Source organism: Nitrobacter sp. JJSN, from assembly GCF_051912485.1.
Lineage (GTDB): Bacteria > Pseudomonadota > Alphaproteobacteria > Rhizobiales > Xanthobacteraceae > Nitrobacter.
The window spans coordinates 1,339,499-1,362,280 of record NZ_CP196822.1; the positions used below are offsets into that span (position 1 = coordinate 1,339,499).

Genomic DNA, 22,782 nt, shown 5'->3' on the forward strand with positions numbered 1-22,782 from the left:
GAGGGAGTTGAGACGATGTCGACACAAACCTCCGTCCCGCCGGAGCAGGTGCGGGAGCGCCTCCTGACGCTCGAGATCGTGCGCGTGACGGAGCGGGCGGCGGTGTCGGCGGCGCGTCTGCGGGGGCGCGGCATGGAAAAGGCGTCCGATCAGGCCGCGGTCGATGCGATGCGGCGTGAACTCAACAAACTGCCGATCGACGGCACGGTCGTGATCGGCGAGGGCGAGATCGATGAGGCGCCGATGCTGTTCATCGGCGAGAAGGTCGGCAACACACACGGCCCGCGGCTCGATATCGCCGTCGATCCGCTCGAGGGGACCGTGCTCTGCGCCAAGAACATGCCGGGCGCGATCGCCACCATCGCGATGGCCGAACGCGGCACGCTGCTTCACGCGCCGGACTGCTACATGGACAAGATCGGGATCGGTCCGGGCTATCCGAAGGGCACGGTGGATCTCGACGCGTCGGTGGAAGAGAACATCATCAATCTGGCTAAGGCCAAGGGAGTCAAGCCGACCGAGATCACCGCCATCCTGCTCGACCGGCCCCGCCACGCCGCGAAGATCGCCGCGCTCCGCAAGCTCGGCGCCGCGGTGACTCTTATCAGCGATGGCGACGTCGCCGGCGTCATCCACACCGCGGAGCCACGAACGGGAATCGACATCTATCTCGGCAGCGGTGGTGCGCCGGAAGGCGTACTGTCGGCGGCGGCACTGCGCTGCATCGGCGGCCAGATGCAGACTCGTCTCATCATCGACAGCGAGGCTTTGCGCGAGCGGACCCTGCAAATGGGCATCAAGGATGCCAAAAAGAAATACGAGATCGAGGACATGGTGAAAGGCGATTGCCTGTTCGCCGCCACAGGAGTGACGACGGGCTCGCTGCTGTCCGGTGTCCGATTCCGCAAGGACGTGACCGAAACCGATACAGTGGTGATGCGCTCGGTGTCCGGAACCGTACGCCGCATCAAGGCCGCGCACCGGCAACTGGACAAGTTCGACCTGGATTGAGTCACGCTCAGGCGTGCGCGACGCTTCGCCGGCGCCTCGGCTTCATATAGTCTCGGCAAGGTACGGACGACATCATGACCTTGCCCGCCTCTGCATTGCCGGTCGAAACGCCTACCGCCTTTCTCGGCGTATCGCATTCAGCGACCGGGCGTCTGTGGCGTGATCGTCTCGATGCGCGGGGCGCGGCGCGCGCGCTCGCGATCGCACAGCGCCACCAGTTGCCGGAGATGCTGGCGCGGGTGATGGCCGGGCGGGGCGTCGAGGTTGATACGGTCGCGGATTTTCTCGATCCCACCATTCGACGGCTGATGCCCGATCCCTTCACTGTGACGCAGATGGAGGCGGCGGCCAAGCGGCTCGCCGATGCCGCGATGCGCGGCGAGACGGTTGCGATCTTCGGCGATTACGATGTCGACGGCGCAACCTCGGCGGCGCTGCTCACCTGGCACCTGCGTCATTGCGGGCTGGATCCGCTGATCCATATCCCCGACCGCATTTTTGAAGGCTATGGCCCGAACATCGACGCGATCAACGCGCTCGCGGCCAAGGGCGCAACCTTGCTGGTGACGGTCGACTGCGGCACCACGAGCATCGAGCCGCTGGCGGTTGCCAAACAGCAGGGCATGTCGGTCGTGGTGATCGATCATCACCAGTGCGGCGACGATCTGCCCGAGGTTGACGCGCTGGTGAATCCGAACCGGCCGGACGATCTCTCCGGTCTAGGACATCTCGCCGCCGTCGGTCTTGTATTGGTGACGCTGGTCGCCTTGAACCGCGAGCTGCGCCAGCGCGGTTTCTGGACCGGCGAGCGGCCGGAGCCGGATCTCCTGAACATGCTGCATCACGTCGCGCTCGGAACGGTCGCCGATGTCGCGCCGCTGACCGGCCTCAACCGTGCCTTCGTCGCGAAGGGACTAATCGCACTGCGCCGCCGCGATCATGTCGGTCACACCGCGCTGATGGATGTCGCGCGGCTGAACGGTCCGCCGGAAGCCTGGCATCTCGGTTTCATGCTGGGACCGCGCATCAATGCCGGCGGCCGCATTGGACGCGCCGATCTCGGCGTGCGGCTGCTGCTGGAAGGCGATGTCTCGGAAGCCGCGCGGATCGCTGCCGAGCTCGATCGCCTCAACACCGAGCGCCGCGTGATTGAGCAGGCGGCCGAAGCGCAGGCCGAAGCCGAGGCGCTGGCGTCGCTCGGTCTCGAGGACAAAGGGTCTGTCATCGTCACAGCGTCCGAGGGTTGGCATCCGGGCGTCGTCGGCCTGGTCGCGTCGCGGCTGAAGGACAAGTTTTCCCGGCCAGCCTTCGTGGTCGCGCTGGAACCTGGCGGCATCGGCACCGGATCGGGGCGCTCCATCGGCGGCGTCGATCTCGGCAAGGCGGTGCGGCACGCGGTCAACCACGGCGTCTTGCTCAAGGGCGGCGGTCACGCCATGGCGGCGGGCGTCACGTTGCGCAAGGAGCGGCTGGCGGAATTCCGCGCCTACATGGAAACAGCGCTCGCCACCGATGTCGCGCGATCGCGCCATGTCCGCGAGCTCTTCATCGATGGTGCCGTGACCGCGCGCGCGGCAACGCCCGAATTCGTGGCAACGCTCAATCGTGCCGGGCCGTTCGGTGCGGGCAATCCGGAGCCGGTCGTGGCGTTGCCGTCGCATCAACTCGTCTATGCCGACGAGGTCGGGCAGGCGCATCTTCGGTTGCGATTCAAATCCGGTGACGGAACGATCGTGAACGGCATCGCGTTTCGCGCGGTCGGCCAGCCGCTTGGTAACGCCCTGACGCAAATGCGCGGGCAGGTCGTGCATGTGGCGGGATCGCTGGCCGTGGACCGCTGGCAGGGCGCGGAGCGTGTGCAGTTGCGCGTGATCGATGTCGCGGTGCCCGCCCCGGGGCCGGCAACAATTCGCTAAGTGTCGCTACGATCCCTGCCTCAGCTTCGCCAGCACTTGCAGTCCGGCATAGCCGTCGGCCGGCAATCCGACGCGGGTCTGAAAATCCTTCACCGCCTTCATGGTGTCGTTGCCGACGCGGCCGTCGGTGCCGCCGGTATCGAATCCGGCCTTGGTCAGGCGCGTCTGTACTTCCTGCACTTCCGCGAGCGTGAGCGCACGTTCCGAACCGGGGAACGGCTGGATGAAAGGCGGCGTTCCGAGAATGCGATCGCCGAGATGACAGATCGCAAGCGCATAATTCATCGACGGATTATAGCTGCGCACGGCGTAGAAATTCGGTCCCAGCAGGAACGTCGGACCGCCCGGTTCCGGCGTCCAGAGTTTGGCCGAGGCGTTCGGCTGGGGAAACGGCTTGCCGTCGGTGCGATGCACGCCGGCTGCCGCCCACGCGGCATAGCTGCGGTTGCCGCTCGCGCCGCCGGGTGCGCGCACTTCATATCCCCAATGTTCGCCGCGATGATATTTGCCGCGGTTGATCAGGTAGCGCGCGGTCGAGCCCAACGCGTCGTCAGGTTTTCCAAACGGCGAGACTCGACCGTCGCCGTCGTAATCCATGCCGACATTGAGCCAGACCTCGGGCATCCATTGGGTGTGTCCCATCGCGCCGGCCCACGAGCCGCTCATTTCCTCAGGTGTGCTCCAGCCCTTGTTCACGATGCGAAGCGCGTTGATGAGTTCGGTTTCCCAGTAGCTGCGTCGTCGCGGTTCGTTCCAGGCGAGCGCCGCCAGCGAAGGAAACACCGGGCGCATATGGTTCTTCTGCACCAGTGGATCGCCGAACGCGGATTCGACGCCCCACAGCGCCAGCAGCGTGCCGCGCTCGACGCCGAAATCGCGCTCGATCCGCGCGAACAGCGCCTCGTTCTTCCGCAGAGCCTCCTTGCCAGCGATGATGCGCCAGTCAGAGACGCGGCGGTTGATGTACTGCCAGGTCTTTTCATGAAACTCGGGCTGGTTGCGCATCTGCTTGAAGACGCTCATGTCCGGCTCGATCCGGCCCATGCAGCGGCTCCATGTCGCTTCCGAGATGCCCTTGGCCAGCGCGCGGGCGCGGAAGCTGTCGCGCCACTGTTCGAAGCCTTGAGGCATGGCGGCGAGAGCCGGGAAGGGTGCGAGCGCTGCCGCCGCACCGAGACATTGCAGCGCGCCGCGCCGGCTGATTCGAGAATCGATAGTTTTCATGCGGAGAGCTTAACGGAGGGGGGCGTCCGGCGGAAAGCTTCATTGCGTCGCGGGGAACTCCCGTTCGCCTCAGTTTTCCACGCCTTCAGAGGGTTTCTCGGGATGAACGGGATCTTGCGGCTTTGCGGCCGGCGGACCCGCTTCGGTCTCCGGTGCGATCTCGCGTCCGCGTCCGCCGATCAGGCGCTCATAGGCCGAAATGAGCGTGACATAGGGGTTGACCCAGAGCCAGCCGTCGCGCGTGAAGACCTGCACGTCGAAATGCAGGTGTGCCGTGGTGCCTCCCGAGTGATCCATGTAGTTCGAGACCAGACCGATTTTTTCGCCTTCGCTCACGCGGCGATCGTCGAGGATGCCGTCCTTATCCAGTTGCGCTGGATTCATGTGCATGTAGCGAAAGCGCGCGTGTTCGTTCTGAGTGTTGATCAACAGCGTCGCCGCCTGCTGCTTCGCCGAACGGATGATGACGCCGTCGCGCACGGCCACCACCGCGTGGCGGTTCGGGATGCAGCGGTCGGCGCCGTGATTGCGCAGCGTGCATGTCGCCGGGCGAAGGTCCTGTCCCTGATGCCCGGATCCTGCAGGGCACTGCCCGACGTTGAAATCACGAGCCTCGCAGAAATTATCCTGCCAGGGGTAAGAATAGTTCTCGGTAGCGGATTCGTCGAACACCAGCGGCTTGTTGCTCGATTTGCAACGATAGCGTTCGCCCTTGTCGGAGGGCGGCGGAACGCGGCCGCGGTGGAAGCAGTCACCCCAGTTCAGGAACGATTGCGAGTTCGCGTAAGTCGGAGCGCTTTCGATCGGAAAGCGGATCTGCGAGTAGACGGTCGTATCGGCGCGGCCGTTCTGGCCGCGATACCCGCTGTTCGCAATGATGTTGCCCGGAGGCCGGTAGGTGAAATCGGGCGAGGATGTTGCAGGGCGCGGCATCACGCCGGGCGCGATATTCATGCGGGATTGCGACGGCTGCCCGCCTGCGATGTGCAACGCTTTCAGAAACCGCTCGGCCACCCCTGACGCTTCGCGGCAGGCCAGCCGGCTTGCGCGCGGCGCGCTGTCGAGACAATGGATCGAGACCACGTAGGGAACGCTGAACCGCGTGAAGGCGTAGCGCACGCTCCCTTCGCGAATGATACGCCTGAGATCCGGAAACTGGGCCGCCAGCGCGCTCACCGGCTCGCCTTTTCCTCCCGACGGATCGTCGATGTCGTAGGTCAGGATCGACCCGGTGATCTGAACTTCGACTGGCTTGGTGAAGGTCAGTTGCGGCATGCCGTCGCTGGCGCCGGGCATGAGCGCGAACTTCGCGTCATAGCCGGCCGGACCGGCGTTGAACATCTGCCGCTGAAACCCCTCCTGATAATGCGTGAGCGGCAGGTGCGCCGGTGTGTCGGTTGTGCGCTCGCTGAGATACTTGCCAGCATCGAACGGCAAGAGCACCGGCACCGGACTTTGGTTGATGCGCGCAAAAAGCGGCAGCGTCACCGCATTGAGCTGCATCAGCGCAGGTATGGTGCGCGGATCGGACGGCGGCAAGTGGCGCAGTGCGTTGAAGGTGAAGCGGTGGGCGATATCGGGCCGAGCCTCGATCTCGGACTTGAACTGGTCGAGAACGGTGCGCCATTCCACCCGGACATCCGAAATGCCGGGTGTCTTGAAGTTGTCGGCGGTAGCACCGCCGGTGGTGGTCGCGAGCAGCAGCCATGCCGCGACGGCACGTCTCATGAGTTGGAGAGGACTGCTGCCGCGAACCGTCAGTCTCACATCCGTAGCCCTGCTTCCCGTCGCCGCCGCTTCAGTTAGTCCTTGGCGCGTTCGACGTAGGAGCCGTCTTCCGTCATCACCACGATGCGGGTGCCGACGCCGACATGGGGCGGCACACCGGTGCGGACGCCGTTCGACAGCATCGCGGGCTTATAAGAGGAGGATGCGGTCTGTCCTTTGGTGACGGGTTCGGTATCCACGACCTCAAGCGTCACCCGCTGCGGCAGCGTGATCGCCACCGGCACCATGTCGTGCAGGGATAGTTTCACCACCATGTTTTCCTGCAGGTAGGGCGCTGCGTTACCGACGACGTCCTTCGGCACCTGGACCTGATCGTAGGTCTCCCCATTCATGAAGTGGAAGCCGTCGGCATCTTCATAGAGGAAGTTGAAGTTATGGTCCTCGATGGTGGCGCGTTCGACCTGGTCCGTGGTCTTGTAGCGCTCGGATATCTTCACGCCGTCGCTGATCCGCCGCATCTCGATCTGGCTGACCGGGGTTCCCTTGCCGGGGTGGATGTTTTCCGCGGTCAGGACCACGTAGAGCTTGCCGTCTTGCTCGATGACGTTGCCCTTGCGAATAGAACTGGCGATGACTCTCACGGCGGGATTTCCTAGTGTTTGGGCTCGAGACCGGTCCGGACGGGAACGTCCTGCGGCCGTTGAGGCGGTTTCGGGCCGCAACATACTGATTTGGTCCGGCGGCGCCAGTGGTTTGGGGTCGATTCCGGTCGATTGCTGAGGATGGATGAATCGGATTTCCCCCTGGTGGGATCAGGCAAGGCACGCGGACCGGAGGCCGTTCCTGCAGGCGCGCTGTGCCGTGATGAAGGCATTGCGGGCCTGGTTCGACGCGCAGGGGTTCGTCGAGGTCGAAACCGGGGTTTTGCAGGTGTCGCCGGGCAACGAAACCCACCTTCACGCGCCCTGCACGACGCTGACGACGCCGGCCGGCGATCAGGTTACGCGCTACTTGCGGACCTCCCCGGAATTCGCCTGCAAGAAGCTGCTAGCGGCCGGTGAGCAGAAGGTCGTGGAGTTCGCGCGGGTGTTTCGGGACCGCGAGCGTGGCGTGCTGCACCTGCCGGAATTCACCATGCTGGAGTGGTATCGCGCGGGGACGTCCTATGACGCGGTCATGGCCGACAGTGTAACGGTGATCGCTCACGCCGCCGAGGCGACTGGCATCGGCACGTTTTCATTCCGCGGCCGGCATACCGATCCGTTCGCGGAACCGGAGCGTCTGACGGTCGCTGCCGTGTTCGATCGCTTCGCCGGGATCGATCTCCTGAAAACCGTCGTCGGCGGCGAGGGTGATCGCGCGGCGCTGGCGGCGGCGGCGCAGGGACGGGTACGTATCGCGGACGACGACACCTGGTCTGATATTTTCAGCAAGGTGCTGGTCGAGCATGTCGAGCCGAATCTGGGGCAGGGCAGGTTGACGATATTGTTTGAATACCCCGCGCCGGAAGCCGCGCTGGCGCGGGTCAATCCGGCCGACGGCCGCGTTGCCGAGCGTTTCGAGGTCTATGCCTGCGGCGTCGAGCTTGCGAATGGGTTTGGTGAATTGACCGACGCCGCCGAACAGCGCATCCGTTTCACGCGGGCGATGGATGACAAGCAAAGCCGCTACGGTGAACGCTATCCGCTGGATGAGGACTTTCTCGCCGCGGTCTCGCATATGCCGGAGGCCAGCGGGGTGGCGCTGGGCTTCGATCGGCTGGTCATGCTGGCGAGCGGTGCATCGAGGATCGATCAGGTGGTGTGGACGGCGCCCGCGGAGGATGCATGAGCATCAGGACCAGCAAAAGCGTCGTTACGACATTGCGGCAGCCGGAGGATCTCGTTGCCCATGGCCTCGCGCCGGCTGCAGCTCTTCCCGATCTCGCAAAGGTTGCCGCGCGCTACGCGATCGCAATCACGCCGCACGTCGCCGACCTGATCGATTCTGCCGATCCCGACGATCCGATCGCGCGGCAATATCTTCCGAGCGCCGATGAACTGGCCGCGCAACCCGGCGAGCGCGCCGATCCGATCGGCGATCATGCGCATTCGCCGGTGGATGGAATCGTCCACCGCTATCCCGACCGCGTGCTGCTGAAGCTCGTTCATGTCTGCGCGGTCTATTGCCGGTTCTGCTTCCGCCGCGAGATGGTCGGACCGGCCAAGGAAACCGCGCTGTCGAAATCCGCGACCGCGGCTGCGCTCGATTACATCCGATCGCATCCGGAAGTATGGGAAGTGATCCTGACCGGCGGCGATCCGCTGATGCTGTCGCAGCGGCGACTTGCCGAGATCATGGCCGAGCTTGCCGCCATCGGTCACGTCAAGATCGTCCGCATCCATAGCCGCGTGCCGGTGGCCGATCCTGCGCGCGTCACTGAGGAGATGGTGGCGGCCTTGAAAGTGGCGGGCGCCACGACGTGGCTGGCGCTGCACGCCAATCATCCGCGCGAACTGACCGCCGCAGCGCGGTCGGCCTGCGCACGGATCGTCGATGCCGGTATTCCCATGGTCAGCCAGTCGGTGCTGCTGCGCGGCGTCAACGATGACGCGGCGACGCTGGAGGCGCTGATGCGCGCCTTCGTCGAATGCCGCATCAAGCCATACTATCTGCATCACGGCGATCTCGCGCCGGGCACGGCGCATCTGCGGACCACGCTGGAACAGGGCCAGGCCCTGATGCGCGCGCTGCGCGGTCGCGTGTCCGGACTGTGCCAGCCGGATTATGTTCTCGATATTCCGGGTGGATACGGCAAGTCGCCGGTGGGACCGGACTATCTGTCGTGCTCAGATTTAACCCCCGGAGAAGGTGAACATCGGTCGGAATTGCGTTATCGTATCGTCGACTATTGTGGCGGCGTTCACCTCTATCCGCCGAAGTCTTAAGGGGGGATCGGTCCAACCGGGAGGCGAGGCGGTGGAACGTTGAAGATTCCGGAACGTTCCCGGCAACATCAATTGCGGACGTTGGAGCAGCGAAATGAGCAAGACCATCGTGATCGCGGTTTTTATGGCTTTGATCGGCGCGCCCGCGGCGCTGGCGCAATATGGAACCAAAGGCGGATCGTACGATCCGGCCGCTACCAAATCATCGCCCTACATTGACGCGCCGGTTGGTCACCGTCAGCCGCGCCCGAGCGACATCCCGGCGGAAAGCACCGCTGCTGGGAATCCGACGAAGATCGATCCGGCCGATGCCGCTCTCGACCGCAAGATCAAGAGCATCTGCCGGGGCTGCTGAAGGCTCTACTCTGTGCTGTGGGCCGCGAGCGCCATGCTGATCAGCGTGGCGCCGCCAAAAATCAAGTTGAGGCCGAGCAGCAGCCCAATGGCCCAGGCCGCTGATCCCGGCAGTCCGGCGATGATGATGCCGGCGATGATGATGTCCATCAATCCCGCGGTCAGCATCCAGCCCCACCGCTGCGACAGTTCGCGGCGATGTTCCAGGGCATACATGATGGTGACGGCGCCCTCGGCCAGGAGGTAGGCGCCGACTACGATTGTTAGCGTCAGAACCCCCTGGGAGGGCTGCGCTAACAGCACGAAGGCGGCGACCAGCGACAGCACGGCCGAGAGCAGCGACCACCAGAAGCCCGGCATTTGCCGCGCCCAGAAGGTGGCGGCGAGTCCGACGATGCCGCCGACGAGAAAGAGCCAGCCGAGGAAGATCGTGATGGCAAGGCTCGCGAGCGGCGGCACGACGATCGCCGCCAGCCCGAGGATCACCAGCAGGATGCCTTCAAAAAGGAAGGCCTTCCAATGCTCGCGAACTGCGGTGCTCACTTTCAGCTGAAGGCGTTCGAAATCTTGAGAAGGGGTTGTCATCGGCTGGGCTCCATGAAACGCGCATCCTTCAGGCCGTAATCTACGCACAAGGGCGTCAAAAGTGGCAAGACAAATGCAAGTGTTTGGAAGCAGCGAGGCCCGGTCTCAACCCGGGTCGGAAGCGGGACTCGGCTCTGCCATTTGCAGGCGGTTGCGCCCAAGCACGTAGGCGGCAGACGTCACGACCAAAAGCCCGATTCCGATCAGGATCACCACAATTCCGACCGGGACGAGATAGGGGGCTATGTGTTTGTCTGCATTGGTCATCCAGCGATGGATCGATGACAGGATGAAGGCCGCGCCGAGAAAGCTCGCGCCGCCGCCGCCGAGCAGCAACGCCCACATACCGCGCAGGTTACGGAGGCGCTCCCGCGAGGTCTCGCTGCGAGGGGCGTGGTGCGCGCCGACACGGCGAACGAGGTAGCCTGCGAACAGGATGGCGCCGAAACCGACCAGCATGGCGGCCGCTTCCAGCATGAAAGCGCCGGATCCGCCCATGTCGGGATTTTGTTGTAGCGCCAGTAGCGGCGCATCGAAACTCGCATGGAGCGCGATGGGCATTGCGAGGATTGCTACACGGTTACGGATGCGCGCCCAGTCGCGGGCGTGGCGGTGCGCGCCGAGCGCGGTACCCGAACGCGCGATTGCGATATAGGCACCGGCTATAATGCCCAGCGCGCCATGGAAAGGAACGGTGAGCACACTGCGCAGCACCGCAAGCGAACGCCAGATGTCGGCATGTTGCATCAGGTAGGCGAGGTTTTCATAGGCCGCGAAGCCGAGCCCGGCGGCGGCGCCGTACACCACGGCATCCATGGGATCGGCGGGCTTGCGGCGCATCGTGGCGACCGCGGCAATGGCGGCGATCTTCACCAGTTCCTCGGGCGCGGCGATGCCGAAAAACGAATGCAGAATCAGCGCAAACCACGGCGGCTCCGTCACGCTCAGCATCAATGCGAACGGCACGCGGGCAAATCCCAGCAGCGATACGCTGGCGGCGCCGAGCACGAACGCCGCCCAGACCATGGCGGGCGGTCCCGGCCGCTCATCCGCCGCTATTACCAGCCAAAGCAATAGCAGTGCAGGCGCGATAGCCGCGGCGCCGATGACGGTTGGAAGGGTTTCGAGTAGATTCATGTCGGCCGAAAAGGAGCAGGTCTCAAAGACTTATACGTAATTCCGCAACAAATGTCGTCGCTGTGGATGCTGACGCTCCCGATTCAAAAAAACGCGCGCGACCAGCCGGCACGGGCCAGAGTAGTGCGGTAAAAAGTGGGCGGGGGGCCGTCCACAGCGCGGTTCGGCGCCAAACCAATTCTACGCCGTATGGCGTGCCATTTCAAAAAATCAGCAGGACTTGCTGCCCGCTGATCAGCCCCGCGCGGGCTCCCCATTGCAGGGTGCGCTGTTCCAGTTGCCCCAGTGAACGCTGGCGAGGCTGCGATAGTCCGTCGTCAGCGGACGCCGGGTGCGCTTCTCAAAGGCACCGATGACACGCTCGGAGGCGACGATCTTGCGTCGCAAGTCGGCTACCGTTCGCTGCTTCTCGGTGCGCGCTTGTGGCTCCGCCGTCTCGCCGAAACGAAAACGACGAACCTCCAAGTCGCGAAGAAGCTCGCGATGTTTTTTTAATTGGGCGCGGTGCCAGGCGATGGTGCTGTCGCTGTCCGCCATCGAAATCCTCACTCCTGTGGCGGCTGCATTTGAGCCGCGATTAAGAACGAGAGAGCCGGAATGTTACGCCTTCATGGACTGCGGAGAGCAATTGGAGGAGGTGAATTCAGGCTGAAGAAAGCGTCGCCGGATTCTGGTTAATCGAAGGTTAATGACTTTCGCGAGGCACCGTGAGGCAATACGCGGTCGTGGGCGTTCGTTTCCGACATCCGGCTCAACGCCATTCGGCTCCAGCTGTTAGCGGTTGCCCGAAATGTCATGAATCGCGCAAGATCTCGCTATGCGATCCCCAGATTTTACGCTATATATAAATAGATATTACGATATGGGATTCGGCCTTACAGGCCGTCCGTAACCGGCGAAAGCCGGTAAAACAGCCCGGATTCCAGTCCGGACTTGTTCCCCAGGACTGCCGCGCTGTTCACTTCGGTGGAGAGCGCGGCATTTTGAGAGAAGGATTAGATTCCTTACTAGGGGATGCTTGATCCTTCTGCAACTTCCGGCTGGCCAGTTATCTTCTGTTTAAATCGTGGGAAGGGGCTCACCGTCGTGCGCGGGTCTACGGCTGCGCATGGCGAGCCTCGTGCGCCGGCAAGGCCAGCGGCCACGACAGCAATGTCACGACAATAATGACGCATCTTGTCTACCTTGTCCGAGCCTATGACGGCAGCTGGGGGATGGCTCAAGAATGCGCTTGAGGGCATCGTGCTTGATGCCGGTCGCAGCCGCTGCGCTCACCCGCGCGGCCAGGCGCATCCGGGTGTCTGCCGGCACAGTGGCCAGCGAGGCTGACGCGGCGGTTCGACTAAGCACCTAGGCGCGAACCCCTTGTGTGGCGTGTCTCTCAACGATACGATTCCGGGCAGTAGAGTAACTGGAGACGCAGGCAATGTTGGCGGACATCAAGGAGCAGATACTTTCCGTATTAAGCCTCAAGCTGCTGATAGTTTTGTTACCGGCGGCGGTCCTGTCAATACTGGCAGGAATGGCGATGTACTCCTTGGGATACCCGACGATGGTGTACGGGGAAGTGTTGCTCATCCTGAAGACGCTGATGCACTTGATACTGGGGGCCTGGTCGGCGCTGATGGCGATCTTCTACGGGATCGTGGTCTTGGGACTTCTCCTCGCTTTTCTTCTGCCGGCCTTGATAATTCTGCGGGAAATCCAGAAGAAACGGAACGAACCCTCGGCCGCTTCAAGTCCGACACTTCAGCCCCCATCCACTATGGCGGACGTGCTGCGCCAATAGACGCCGGACGACACCTTCGCGCCGCCGCCATCACGCAGGAATCAGTTCCGGGCCCTGGGCGAACGTCGCATCATATTCGGCGACACGTTCACGCGCTTGCTTCAAGCGCGAACGTAACGAGTGTGAAAAGCGCCAGAGCAAATTGCAATCGCCGACCTCAATTCTGAATCGAATTCCCATCGCTCGCGCGGAATTGTTTCGCGCGCAGCAGGCCCGATCGATTCTATATCATCGAGACCGCGATAATCGTTGCGCTGGGACTTCGGTTGATTTGGGTGGCCAGTGAATCGCTGCTAGTGGTCCTTTGATTCTAACATCTCCAGGAAGGCTTGCTGAAACGGGATGCGAATGTTGGAATCGGACTACCAGCCCATGATTGTTTATTGACCAGCAGCGGTTTGCACGTAATAGCAGGGCCGCGGATATTTGCGTTTGTTCTGAACTTCATTTCTGGTTGATGCGATGAATTCACTAGCGGCGACAATCATGGGTCTCGATAAAGAAATCCTGCATGCGCTCAACTCATTTGGCGGAGGAAATCAGAACCTCTGGGATCTCGCGAGCAATTCGCTCTTCAGGGGATTCCCCGTGTTCTTTTCTATTGTCGCCCTGTGGTTCTCCAGTGAGCAGCTGGAGCGTCGCGGTCGAATGCTGGCCGGATTGTTGGCGGCCTGTTTGGCGACAATGCTTTCGGTCTGGTCACAGTTTCACGCCGCAGTCCACATACGCCCAATCTTGGACTTGGCTATTCCTCTGGACACTGTCATTCCGCGGACACCATGGGACCGGACGAATTCGTTTCCGAGCGACACGGCGACCTTGTTTTTCAGCCTTGCTGCTGTGGTTTTCGTAGAAAAGCGATCGGTCGGGCTCTTCTGCTTCGCGTGGGTTGCAGCGATTGTCGCGATTCCCAGGGTCGTTGTTGGGCTCCATTATCCAAGCGACATCATCGGTGCGCTTGTTCTCGGGACGGCAGCCGTTTTTGTTTTTACCAGATTTCGATTCCCAAGGGGTCTGTTTGAATACGTACTCGCGTGCTTCGAAGGCCGGATGTATATTGTTCACGCACTCTTATTTGTTTTTTTGGCAGAAGCGTTCGACTTGTTCCCGAGCTTGCAAGATCTCGGAAAAGTGCTCGCGCGATTGCTGCACGCCTAGAGCTTTCAGCTTTTCAATGGCTGCGGGTTAGCCGGAGCTCCCTCGCGAGCTAGGACGATTAAGCGGACATCCCCGCGCTGGTTGCTTAACAACCGCGCCTCGAATTTAGCACACGCTCACCCTCCGGTGTCCACGACTGGAGGATGAGGGGGGGTGCAAACGCCTTTTGGACGTTGCGCAGCTTGATTTTCCGGATGCCACGACGCAGCGACCTCAAGTTCAAGGTCGCCGCTCCGAGGTCATCTCTCTATTTCGATTTTGAGTGCTGCGACTTCTGCGAGTTGTGTTTGGAATCCGACCCTGTGACAGAAGCAACCTGCTGCGAAAGCTGATCGACGCTTTTGTGCAGGTTTCCTACGTCCGTCTGAAGAGCGTCTATCGTTGTCTTGACGTTGACGGACTCAGGGTTTGCCTTCCCGGTGGTGTTGTCCACCTTCTTTTTGAGAGCATCGAGATCCGACGCCTTGAAAGTGCCCAGCTGCGTTTGTACAGCCGCGACCTGGGATTGCAGATCCTTGAGCCGTGCTTCGAGCTGAGAGGTATCGGACGCTGGCGCTGGCGGAGCCTTCATCCTGTCTTCGAGATGCACCACGCGCTTTTCAAGCCCGGCGACCGCCTCTGCCGGGGGAATAACTTTCGCCTTCGGTACTTCTGCAAGCGCTTTCGACGGAAGTGGGCCGCCGGTGCTCCATACCAAGCCCACGCTACCGAAGAACACCACTCCGATAACAATGATGCCCCAGATCAACCGATTAGAGTGGTCGTGTTCGTTCATCACGTTGCCTCCCTTTGTGTTGTCTTGTTGACTTAGTCACCCTTCGGGCGAAGCTTTAACTATGACCTCTCTGCGACTATTTGTACAGGGGGCCAGCGCGCTTCACCTACCCTCGGCGTGTGCGCGATCTTGCGAGATTTATGTCGAAGGGCGGGTGAGAAGGGGCTGAGTAGGCATATGTTCCGCGCTCGCAACCGACTATGACTATAGGGGTTGACGCCTTCCGCCCTCCGCGCCGTGTAACTAGCTCTGCTACTCGGCCTTCACTCAGGTTGTTCCTTGGGAATGATCGGACCGGAGACACCTCAACGGTTTTTCCTAGAGATGTGGCCGCAGCGAAGAACGGAAAACGCTTTGCATGTCATCCATGCAAGCAGCCCGCATATGAAAGCGGTGACCTTGTCGTGATGGCCTCAAATCATGCTCAAAATGACCTAGTGAGGTGGTTCAGACGTTCGCTTCATTGCCTCAGCGAGTCCTTCAAGCGAACGTCTAAACCGCGACACGAGAATCATAAGGTTCTAGTGTCCCTTTGATTCCGAAGTTCGCATCAAAGGTTGCCGCACAGGCGAGCTTCGGAATTGGGATACTAGTAGACTCTGAAGCTCCCGGACCGGTGCATCTGCATCAGGTTGAACCGCACCCCACTACTCAAGGTGGTGTGGTGCAGAGATCATGTCCTCACCGGCATAGGGCCCCTGAGGAGGTCGAGCGATATGTCAGAAAAAACGTAGGGAAATCAAGGTCCGCACCAGTGAGTGGCGCTCCCTAGCGGGCCAAGAAGGTTGAGCGGTGTCAGTATGTTGGCATGAAGTGAGATCGGGAGCCGTTCCACGGGATTCTTATGTTTTCCAATCCGTGTGGCTCACTGTTATGAGAGCTGTCGCTTCAATTTCAACCTCGGAAATCCAACCACTGATCGCCCGGTGCGGTCCTCCGTTGAGCCAGATGAGGTTGTATGTGGAGGCCGTAGTCGCGAATAAAAATGACTCGCTGTTTTCCGAGATAAGGCGCACACCCTTCAAATCACCGAGTGGCTCTTGGCTTTTATCGGTGACGAGAACGCTGTTTGCGCTCCCGCCCCCTACTTAATCAGGGAGCATCGCCATGCCGCAGCATCATTCCATTTACGGGAAAAGCCTTCAAGATCGACTGGCCGAGGACGCTCGCCGCCTTAGAGAGGAAGCTTCAAAAATCCCTGATGGCACGGCTCGCAATCTTCTTTTGCAGCAGGCCTTCGGGGCAGAAACCGCTATGAATGTGGACCGGTGGCTATCATCCCGGCAGTCGCCGAAAAAGGTCCCGATAATGCTGCATGCGGCCGATGCGCTTCGACGGGCCCGTGCGCTTCCGGTTGGCGCAGCGAGGAACGACCTTCGCCAGTTAGCGAGAGGATTGCGAGACCTTCACCGTGCAGAGGAGCACGCCGAACGGCCAGCCTGATTGTCACAGGCCATTCAAGGGGCACAAACGCGAAGGGTAGGACGTGACGACTGCGAGAGCAGTTTCTCCCGTGCCGTCCGTTCACGAAGCCCCGGCTTGAGCGAGACGGCCCAGGATCGATCCGTGAGGGAAACGATTAGAGCGCGGCGCTAAGAGGCGCTACTACGTCTTGAAAACCCGCGCGGTAGCAGCATGAACGCGATCTATGCTTAATCACATCAAATCTAAACGTAACATGCGCATTCTCGCGCTCTCCGACTCCGGTGTCTCCGTCGCCGAAATTGCCGAGCAAATCCATCGCGGAGTGAACACCGTTTACAACGTGTTGAGCATCTATCGCCCCAGCCGATCGCTCACGCGGCGACCGGAAGCCATCAAGTCGCGAACGGTTCGAATTCTCTACGAGCGAGGTATCCGTCAGTCGGATATCGCACGGATGCTCGATATGAGCCCGCAGCACGTGTCGAAAATTCTGCGTCGCTAAAAGAAAACCCGACTGGCAGGGCCTGTCTGAAATACGCCGGGAGGGCGCGTGATTCGAGCTTGTGAAATTTAAGGGTCACAGACGCGAAGGGTAGGGCGTGGCGGCTGCGAAGGTAGTTTCCCTCGTGCCCCGTCCGCGAGGCCCCGCCTTGTGGTAACGGTTGAGGTAGGGTGATCTACAATCTTCTCTGATACGGACCATGCCTCATGATTTCGATCCTGTTCACACTCGCATTTGTTGGCGTTATGCTGTTCATCGGAGCGCGAGCCTTGCTAGGCTGGGTCATGCGAGACCGGCCGAAACGCCGCTAAGTCGGGCTGACACCATCTTCAAGCGCCCGGTACACTGACGCGCGGCCGATCTTGAGAGCCTTCGCGATGGCTGCCGGTCCGACGCCTTGCGCCTTCATAGCTCGCGCACCTGATGGTGGACGCGGGCAATGGTCAAGCTGGCACAGAATTTGTCTCACCGCGCGGAGAGGCGGGACAATTCGAAGGAAAAACGTAGGGAAATCAAGGTCCGCACCAGTGAGTGGCGCTCCCTAGCGGAAACGTCGTGCCGCATCCAATGTAATTGAAATAGCTAAGGTTTTTGCCGCCAGATTAGTTCGCTGTGTAGCACTGGAAGGATACATAGTCGAGTGGCGTTTCATTGCCTGATACCGAATGCCACCATGCAGGCGAACACGATGAGCAACGCAATAGTCCATCCACCGCGTTGCATCACCTTTCGGTCACGCCATGGCCTGCGCTTGAAGTCCCGTTCGTTGGTCCGTTCATAGTTCTCTTGCGAACGCCAGCCCATCCGTCATTCGGTCTTTAGCTGCGAAGGCGATTCCAAAATAATCTCTGGCTTTCCCTTGTAGAGCTTGACCGGACCGGACACCTCAACAGTCTTGCCTTGAAGCGCGTGCACATCTGGGAACATTGCAGCATTCTTCACGGGGATGAAGGCTGTGAATGCCTGCTGAGGGTAAGACCCGCCGAAGTTCAAGAACGTGTTGCCCTTGGTAGACGTATGGACCTCATCAACTGTGCCTTTGGTGATGACCGTCTCGCCAATGTGCCCTGATAAATCCTGCGGAGAAAGTGTCTTGGCCGATAGCGGAGTGGCCATGAGACACACAAATGCGGCGACTGCCATCCACTTCATTCTCTTCTCTCCAATGTTTTTCACGGGTCACAAACGCGAAGGGTATGGCGTGACGGCTGCGAGAGCAACTTCCCCCGTGCCCCTCCGCGAGGCCAACCCCTCCGGGAAAGGTGGAAGGAGGGTGATCAGCCCGCCACATCAGCATCAGAGCAAGTGGAATCTCGGAGCATGTCTTGGATGTCATCACAAACCATGCCCCGAAACATCAAGGCAGGAAATACATGAAGGCGACACTCAGGGCGCGATCTGAGGCGATGGCGAAGTTTCCGCGCTATTTCTGATACGGCCAAAATCGTCGCCAAACACCTAGCGCCGCATACCGCCAAGAATTGTGCCAAACACTGCCGCTGCATTTTGCGCAGCCTCTCTTTGCTGCTCTTGCTGTGCTGCTGTGTTGTCCATTCGAGACTTCTCTTCAGTAACAGCTCGCTGGGCACCCTGATGGTTAAGCTGCGCTGCCTTATTTAGCAGCGTCCATTTTGTCCGATAGGGGTCCTGTTGGCCATACAGACCGCGGTCGACGAGGTCTGCAAGGCTCACCATTGAGTCCGCATCCTCAAGAGACGCGCCCGTCGTGAACAAACGGATCGCGTTTCCAACGTCTTTGCGGTCATAGAGATAAATGCCGCCAAGATTATCGAACGCAGCGGGATAACGTGCCGCGACAAGTTTCGTGAAAATATCGAATGCTTGCTTTCGATCCTTGAATTGAGCGGCTCTTCCGAGTTCGTATTGATAACGAAGCTCATCCGGGAACATCTGAACGGCACGAGTGCAAGCGTCATAAGCCGAGTCCGCCTGTCCCTTCAACATATCGAACGAAACGCCTTCAGAGGTGCGCCTTCTGTCCGTAGGATTTGCAGCCAATCGATCGCAATCGTTGGCCGCCTGCAGCCGCTCCCTTTCGGCCTCAGCGGCGGCTTGACGCGCCTGCTGCTCCAGCTCCGCTTGCGCTTTCGCTTCTTGGTCTTTCCTAGCCTGTTCTGCCCTTTGCTCTTGCTCGGCCCTCTCTTGCTCTGCCTTTTTGTTGGCAGCTGCCGCAGCCACAGAACGCCTCCAATTAGCGATCGCCTCTCGCGTGATGGCTTGCAATGGCTCTCCCGTGCGAGGCTGAAAGCCGGGACCATCGTAAAATTCGTACTCATCCGCATCGCTTCGCCAGTACCAAACCTGCGGCTTTCCGCTTACCGCGTCGTAAAATGCGTAAGCGTTTGGATCGATCTTTGTTGGTGCCCGCTTCACGACCTTGGCGGCTTGAGATTGCCATTCCGAAACAATCTGGCGCGTCACGGGTTTCAATTCCTCGCCCGTCTGAGGATGGTAGCCCATCAAATCGAAAAGCTCGATTGTCCCGGATGCGTCCTTCCAGTACCAAACGACCGGTTCACCGCTAATCGCGCTGAAAAACGTCGGATTACTGGCTGTGAGGCGAGTTGGTCGGTCTCCCTTTTGGTAGAGAGCGATCTTCTCCTGCATCACGGGCGTGAGGGGTCGACACTCCAGCCCGGTCTCCGGATCGATTCGAACGCGATTAAGAACTTTAACGTTATTCCTTGTCAGAACGTAACATCTGACCGCATCGCCACCCCGGGTAAAGTTTTTGCTCGCCGCTCCTATCAACAACGAATGCCCGATGATCAGAACGAGAAGACCTCCATATCCCGTCCATCGTCGACGCTTTGAGAAGGAGAACGAGAGACCCGCTAAGACCACCACAGCTGGAAACGTCGCCCAGAGCAGAGCGCCCGTAAATCCACGATTGAGGTCGTAAGCGTCAGCAATTTCGTCTACGTAGCTCTTCGTTACGTAGAAATAGAAAACTTGGTTAAACAGCCAAAACAACAGCGCCCCGACAATGACGCATGTGGCCGCTATTAGCAAAAAACGGACAGGTTCGTTAAAGCCGGACAGCCAATCCGCAACCTTGGTCCGAAAACTCGGTGCGCTAGTATCACTCATAGAAAAACGTCCTACAGCCCGCTATTAATCAATAATAAGTTGATCTTGCGGGCAAGGACAATCGGCAGTTCATTGTTCAGTAAATGGTGTCCGCAAAAAAAGGCCTCGCGTCTTAGTAACACGCGCGATTTGGACCACCTTTACATTTTGTAACCTGAAAGGTTCGACCAGTATACGGGCCGACGAAAGTGCCTGATCTTGCGCAAGCTTCACCAGCCGCTGAGCACTTTGCCTTCGCGTCGGGTTTGTTGGCGCTATTCTTCAAGCATCCGCTCACATACCGACCGCAGTCGAATGCAAGTATTGGATTGGTTGAGGCCAACATGATTGTGCCGCACGCCGCCGCCGTCGTAATCAACTTATAAAAGCTGCTCATGGTAGGTGCTCCATGACAAAGGAAGCATTCAACCTTGGTTTGACGTTTTTGCCAAGGCGCGTTGCACATGGAAGCGGCACACCAATTTGAGGGGTCACTTACGCGAAGGCTATGGCGTGGTGACTGCCAAAGGACTTTCCCCCGTGCCCCGTCCGCGAAGCCCGCCCTGAGCGAGACTCGGCCGGAGTGCCGTTGAGGGAAAACGCTGAGAGGGCGCTATGCAGCCGCCGCACGCCGATGCCGCTTCTCCTCCTCACGCGCCTGCCATGAAGCGAGAACTTGCTCGGCTGCCGCAGAGTCTTCCTTGATGCGAAGCACGGTCTGCCTGCTCAGGTCCGTCTCACGCGCGATGGTGGAGACGCTAATTGTCAATCGGCGCCGAAGTTTGACCCCGTATCGGCGTCCAAATTTGCCCCCTTTGATCGACGAGATTTAGCGGTAGCGCTCGGTCCGTCGGAGCTGGCCGGGATTGCGGAGACGGACCGAGCGCGGGTTGTTTGATCATCGTCGCGGCTTTTGAAGCGCCAGCTGTCGTTGCCGGTTTCGACGATGTCGCAGTGGTGGGTCAGACGATCGAGCAGCGCGGTGGTCATCTTGGCGTCGCCGAACACGCTGGGCCATTCGCCGAAGGCGAGATTGGTGGTGACGACGATGGAAGTGCGCTCGTAGAGCCGGCTGACGAGATGGAACAGAAGTTGTCCGCCGGATTGGGCAAATGGCAGGTAGCCGAGTTCGTCGAGGACGATGAAGTCCATTCGGGTCAGATGCTCGGCGATACGACCCTGCCGTCCGTTGCGGGTCTCGATCTCGAGACGATTGACGAGGTCGACGACGTTGTAGAAGCGCCCGCGGGCACCGGATCGAATGCAGCTTCGGGCGATGGCGATAGCCAGATGGGTCTTGCCGGTGCCTGTACCGCCGACCAGAACGGCATTGCGTTGCTGGGCGATGAAGCCACCGCCGGCGAGATCATTGACCAGCGTCTGGTTGATAGGGGTGCCCTCGAACTGGAAGCCATCGAGATCCTTGGCGAGCGGCAGCTTGGCGATAGTGAGCTGGTATTTGATCGAACGCGCCTGCTTCTCGTTGATCTCGGCATTGAGCAGGTCGCCGACAATGCGTTGCGGTTCGTGCTGGCGCTTGACGGCGGTCGCCATGATCTCGTCGAAGGCGGCCTTCATGCCATAGAGCTTGAGTTCGCTCATGAGGTCGAAGAGTTGAGTGCGTTCCATCAGACCGGTCTCCTGAGGTTGTCGTAACGGGCACAGTCAGCGATCGGCGCATGGCGCAAGGTCAGCGCCGCCGGGGTGAGGATGTTGGCTGGTGGCGCCGGCTCACGCTGGCGGGCGAGGATGTTGAGAACGACATCGGCGGAATGGACACTGTGGGCGATCGCCTCGGCACAGGCGGCCTCGACTGCCGGCAGTCCGTCGGTCAGCACCGCGTTGAGGATGTCGACCATCTGCCGATTGCCATCGTCGGCACCGGCGAGCTTGCGCCGCACACGCTCGATCGCGGCCGGCAGCACCCAGTCCTTGAACGGGGCGCCGTTGCGCAACGCGCCGGGTTTGCGAGCCAGCACCGGCACATAATGCCAGGGATCGTAGGTCGTCTCGCCGCGGCCGAAGGAACGCGGATGCTCGGCGACGATGCGTCCGTCCTGGCGGATCACGATGCGGTCGGCATAAGCTTGCACTTCGACGGGCCGCCCGACGGCGTTGGCCGTAACCGAGTATTTGTTGTTGTCGAAGCGCACCAGGCAGGTCTTCGAGACGGATGCCGGCACGGCATGGAATCCATCGAACCGGCCGGCATAGGGAACGAGCTTCGGCCGCTCGGCTTCGAACACTTCCCAGATCGTCTGTTCGGTCAGTTCCGGATGACGGTGCACCTTGGCGTAGGCGATGCACTTATCCAGCAGCCAGGCGTTCAACTCGTCGAGGGTTTTGAACCGCAGCCGCGGCGTGAAGAAGCGCTCCCGGACCAGCCCAACCTGGTTCTCAACCTGGCCCTTCTCCCAGCCCGAGGCCGGCGTGCAGGCGACCGGATCGACCAGGTAATGGCTGCACATCTGCATGAAGCGGCGATTGTAGAGACGCCCTTTGCCGACGAAGATCGTCTCCACCGCGGTCTTCATATTGTCGTAGATGCCGCGGCCGCAGGTGCCCTTGAACAGAGCGAAGGCCCGGTCGTGGGCGTCGAACCACCATCTCCTGCGTCTCGCGTGGATAGGCGCGAGCGAACAGCATCCGGCTGTGACAGAGCCGGACATGAGCGACCTTCACGATCACCGTCACGCCATGCAGCAGGACAACCTCATGGCTCCAGTCGAACTGGTAGGCTTCTCCCGGTGCAAAGCTCAGCGGGACATAGGCCGCCGCCGTCGATTGTCCGCGCTCCTGGCTCCACCGTCTGGCGTAACGTCGCACAGCATCGTAGCCGCCGTCATAGCCGCGCCCGCGAAGCTCTTCGAAGACCCGGATCAGCGTCAGCTGTTCGCGAGCGGACTTCGCCGCGTTCGACGCCAGCAATCCGTCGAGATCAGCGGCCCATCGCCCCAGCTTCGGCCGCGGCTGCACCGCACGTTCGTACTCGAATGAGGTCTCCCCAGACCGCAACACCTTGCGGACCGTGTTCCGCGACACCTTCAGGTCGCGTGCGATCTCCTTGATCGTCTTGCCCTTGATGAAGTGCTCGCGGCGTATCCGCGCAATCGTCTCCACGATCAGCATCCCCAACCACCTGCTTCGTTCCAAAGCAGGCA

At 60.7% G+C, this 22,782-nt stretch carries 19 protein-coding genes and 1 pseudogene; 8 read left to right on the plus strand and 12 right to left on the minus strand.

What is annotated here, in order from left to right; translation table 11 throughout:
• Window positions 1–15 precede the first annotated feature (15 nt).
• The gene (gene glpX / locus ACSZOQ_RS06600) at window positions 16–1,011 is read left to right on the plus strand and encodes a class II fructose-bisphosphatase (protein WP_439925192.1); all 996 of its coding nucleotides are present in this window, start codon (window positions 16–18) and stop codon (window positions 1,009–1,011) included.
• A gap of 74 nt (window positions 1,012–1,085) precedes the next feature.
• Window positions 1,086–2,927, plus strand: coding sequence for a single-stranded-DNA-specific exonuclease RecJ (gene recJ / locus ACSZOQ_RS06605; RefSeq protein WP_439925193.1), 1,842 nt, complete (start codon window positions 1,086–1,088; stop codon window positions 2,925–2,927).
• 6 nt (window positions 2,928–2,933) lie between these two features.
• Here the strand turns inward: recJ and ACSZOQ_RS06610 are convergent, their stop codons facing one another.
• The 3 genes from ACSZOQ_RS06610 to efp form a co-directional block, all read right to left on the minus strand.
• Entirely contained in the window at window positions 2,934–4,151 is a 1,218-nt protein-coding gene (locus tag ACSZOQ_RS06610) for a lytic murein transglycosylase (protein ID WP_439925194.1), read from the minus strand.
• A 69-nt stretch (window positions 4,152–4,220) separates the two neighbouring features.
• A complete protein-coding gene (locus ACSZOQ_RS06615; protein ID WP_439925195.1) occupies window positions 4,221–5,879 on the minus strand; it encodes a peptidoglycan DD-metalloendopeptidase family protein in 1,659 nt (552 codons plus the stop codon).
• Window positions 5,880–5,953: 74 nt separating this feature from the next.
• A complete protein-coding gene (gene efp, locus ACSZOQ_RS06620; protein WP_439925196.1) occupies window positions 5,954–6,520 on the minus strand; it encodes an elongation factor P in 567 nt (188 codons plus the stop codon).
• Between the two features lie 145 nt (window positions 6,521–6,665).
• On the opposite strand from efp, the gene epmA reads away from it, so the two are divergent.
• The 3 genes from epmA to ACSZOQ_RS06635 all read left to right on the plus strand — a co-directional run bounded on the left by epmA (window position 6,666) and on the right by ACSZOQ_RS06635 (window position 9,161).
• Entirely contained in the window at window positions 6,666–7,709 is a 1,044-nt protein-coding gene (gene epmA / locus ACSZOQ_RS06625) for an EF-P lysine aminoacylase EpmA (protein WP_439925197.1), read from the plus strand.
• The gene (locus tag ACSZOQ_RS06630; protein ID WP_439925198.1) at window positions 7,706–8,806 is read left to right on the plus strand and encodes a lysine-2,3-aminomutase-like protein; all 1,101 of its coding nucleotides are present in this window, start codon (window positions 7,706–7,708) and stop codon (window positions 8,804–8,806) included. The genes epmA and ACSZOQ_RS06630 overlap by 4 nt, the downstream gene beginning before the upstream one ends.
• 94 nt (window positions 8,807–8,900) lie before the next feature.
• Window positions 8,901–9,161: a hypothetical protein gene (locus ACSZOQ_RS06635; protein WP_439925199.1), complete on the plus strand. Its 261-nt coding sequence runs from the start codon at window positions 8,901–8,903 to the stop codon at window positions 9,159–9,161.
• Between the two features lie 5 nt (window positions 9,162–9,166).
• On the opposite strand, the gene ACSZOQ_RS06640 is transcribed toward ACSZOQ_RS06635, so the two are convergent.
• The 3 genes from ACSZOQ_RS06640 to ACSZOQ_RS06650 form a co-directional block, all read right to left on the minus strand.
• On the minus strand, window positions 9,167–9,745 hold the full coding sequence (locus ACSZOQ_RS06640) for an HdeD family acid-resistance protein (protein ID WP_439925200.1): 579 nt from the start codon (window positions 9,743–9,745) through the stop codon (window positions 9,167–9,169).
• 105 nt (window positions 9,746–9,850) lie between these two features.
• Window positions 9,851–10,882, minus strand: a complete 1,032-nt coding sequence (locus ACSZOQ_RS06645) for a PrsW family glutamic-type intramembrane protease (RefSeq protein ID WP_439925201.1) — start codon at window positions 10,880–10,882, stop codon at window positions 9,851–9,853.
• A gap of 234 nt (window positions 10,883–11,116) precedes the next feature.
• Window positions 11,117–11,419: a hypothetical protein gene (locus tag ACSZOQ_RS06650; protein WP_439925202.1), complete on the minus strand. Its 303-nt coding sequence runs from the start codon at window positions 11,417–11,419 to the stop codon at window positions 11,117–11,119.
• 889 nt (window positions 11,420–12,308) lie between these two features.
• On the opposite strand from ACSZOQ_RS06650, the gene ACSZOQ_RS06655 reads away from it, so the two are divergent.
• Together ACSZOQ_RS06655 and ACSZOQ_RS06660 are read left to right on the plus strand one after the other, a co-directional pair.
• The gene (locus ACSZOQ_RS06655) at window positions 12,309–12,671 is read left to right on the plus strand and encodes a hypothetical protein (protein WP_439925203.1); all 363 of its coding nucleotides are present in this window, start codon (window positions 12,309–12,311) and stop codon (window positions 12,669–12,671) included.
• A 486-nt stretch (window positions 12,672–13,157) separates the two neighbouring features.
• The gene (locus ACSZOQ_RS06660; RefSeq protein ID WP_439925204.1) at window positions 13,158–13,829 is read left to right on the plus strand and encodes a phosphatase PAP2 family protein; all 672 of its coding nucleotides are present in this window, start codon (window positions 13,158–13,160) and stop codon (window positions 13,827–13,829) included.
• Between the two features lie 247 nt (window positions 13,830–14,076).
• Here ACSZOQ_RS06660 and ACSZOQ_RS06665 read toward each other — a convergent pair whose 3' ends face one another.
• A complete protein-coding gene (locus tag ACSZOQ_RS06665; protein ID WP_439925205.1) occupies window positions 14,077–14,604 on the minus strand; it encodes a hypothetical protein in 528 nt (175 codons plus the stop codon).
• 1,678 nt (window positions 14,605–16,282) lie between these two features.
• Here ACSZOQ_RS06665 and ACSZOQ_RS06670 point away from each other — a divergent pair.
• Window positions 16,283–16,531: a hypothetical protein gene (locus ACSZOQ_RS06670; RefSeq protein ID WP_439925206.1), complete on the plus strand. Its 249-nt coding sequence runs from the start codon at window positions 16,283–16,285 to the stop codon at window positions 16,529–16,531.
• An 807-nt stretch (window positions 16,532–17,338) separates the two neighbouring features.
• On the opposite strand, the gene ACSZOQ_RS06675 is transcribed toward ACSZOQ_RS06670, so the two are convergent.
• The 5 genes and pseudogenes from ACSZOQ_RS06675 to istA form a co-directional block, all read right to left on the minus strand.
• Window positions 17,339–17,683, minus strand: coding sequence for a hypothetical protein (locus tag ACSZOQ_RS06675; RefSeq protein WP_439925207.1), 345 nt, complete (start codon window positions 17,681–17,683; stop codon window positions 17,339–17,341).
• 306 nt (window positions 17,684–17,989) lie between these two features.
• Window positions 17,990–19,642: a tetratricopeptide repeat protein gene (locus ACSZOQ_RS06680; RefSeq protein ID WP_439925208.1), complete on the minus strand. Its 1,653-nt coding sequence runs from the start codon at window positions 19,640–19,642 to the stop codon at window positions 17,990–17,992.
• Window positions 19,643–20,234: 592 nt separating this feature from the next.
• Window positions 20,235–20,390, minus strand: a complete 156-nt coding sequence (locus ACSZOQ_RS06685; protein WP_439925209.1) for a helix-turn-helix domain-containing protein — start codon at window positions 20,388–20,390, stop codon at window positions 20,235–20,237.
• Window positions 20,387–21,250 (minus strand): IS21-like element helper ATPase IstB, encoded by an 864-nt coding sequence (istB, locus tag ACSZOQ_RS06690; protein WP_439922720.1) that lies wholly within the window; start codon window positions 21,248–21,250, stop codon window positions 20,387–20,389. The genes ACSZOQ_RS06685 and istB overlap by 4 nt, the downstream gene beginning before the upstream one ends.
• 8 nt (window positions 21,251–21,258) lie before the next feature.
• Window positions 21,259–22,750, minus strand: a pseudogene (gene istA / locus ACSZOQ_RS06695) (IS21 family transposase); the annotation flags it as partial.
• Between the last annotated feature and the right edge of the window lie 32 nt (window positions 22,751–22,782).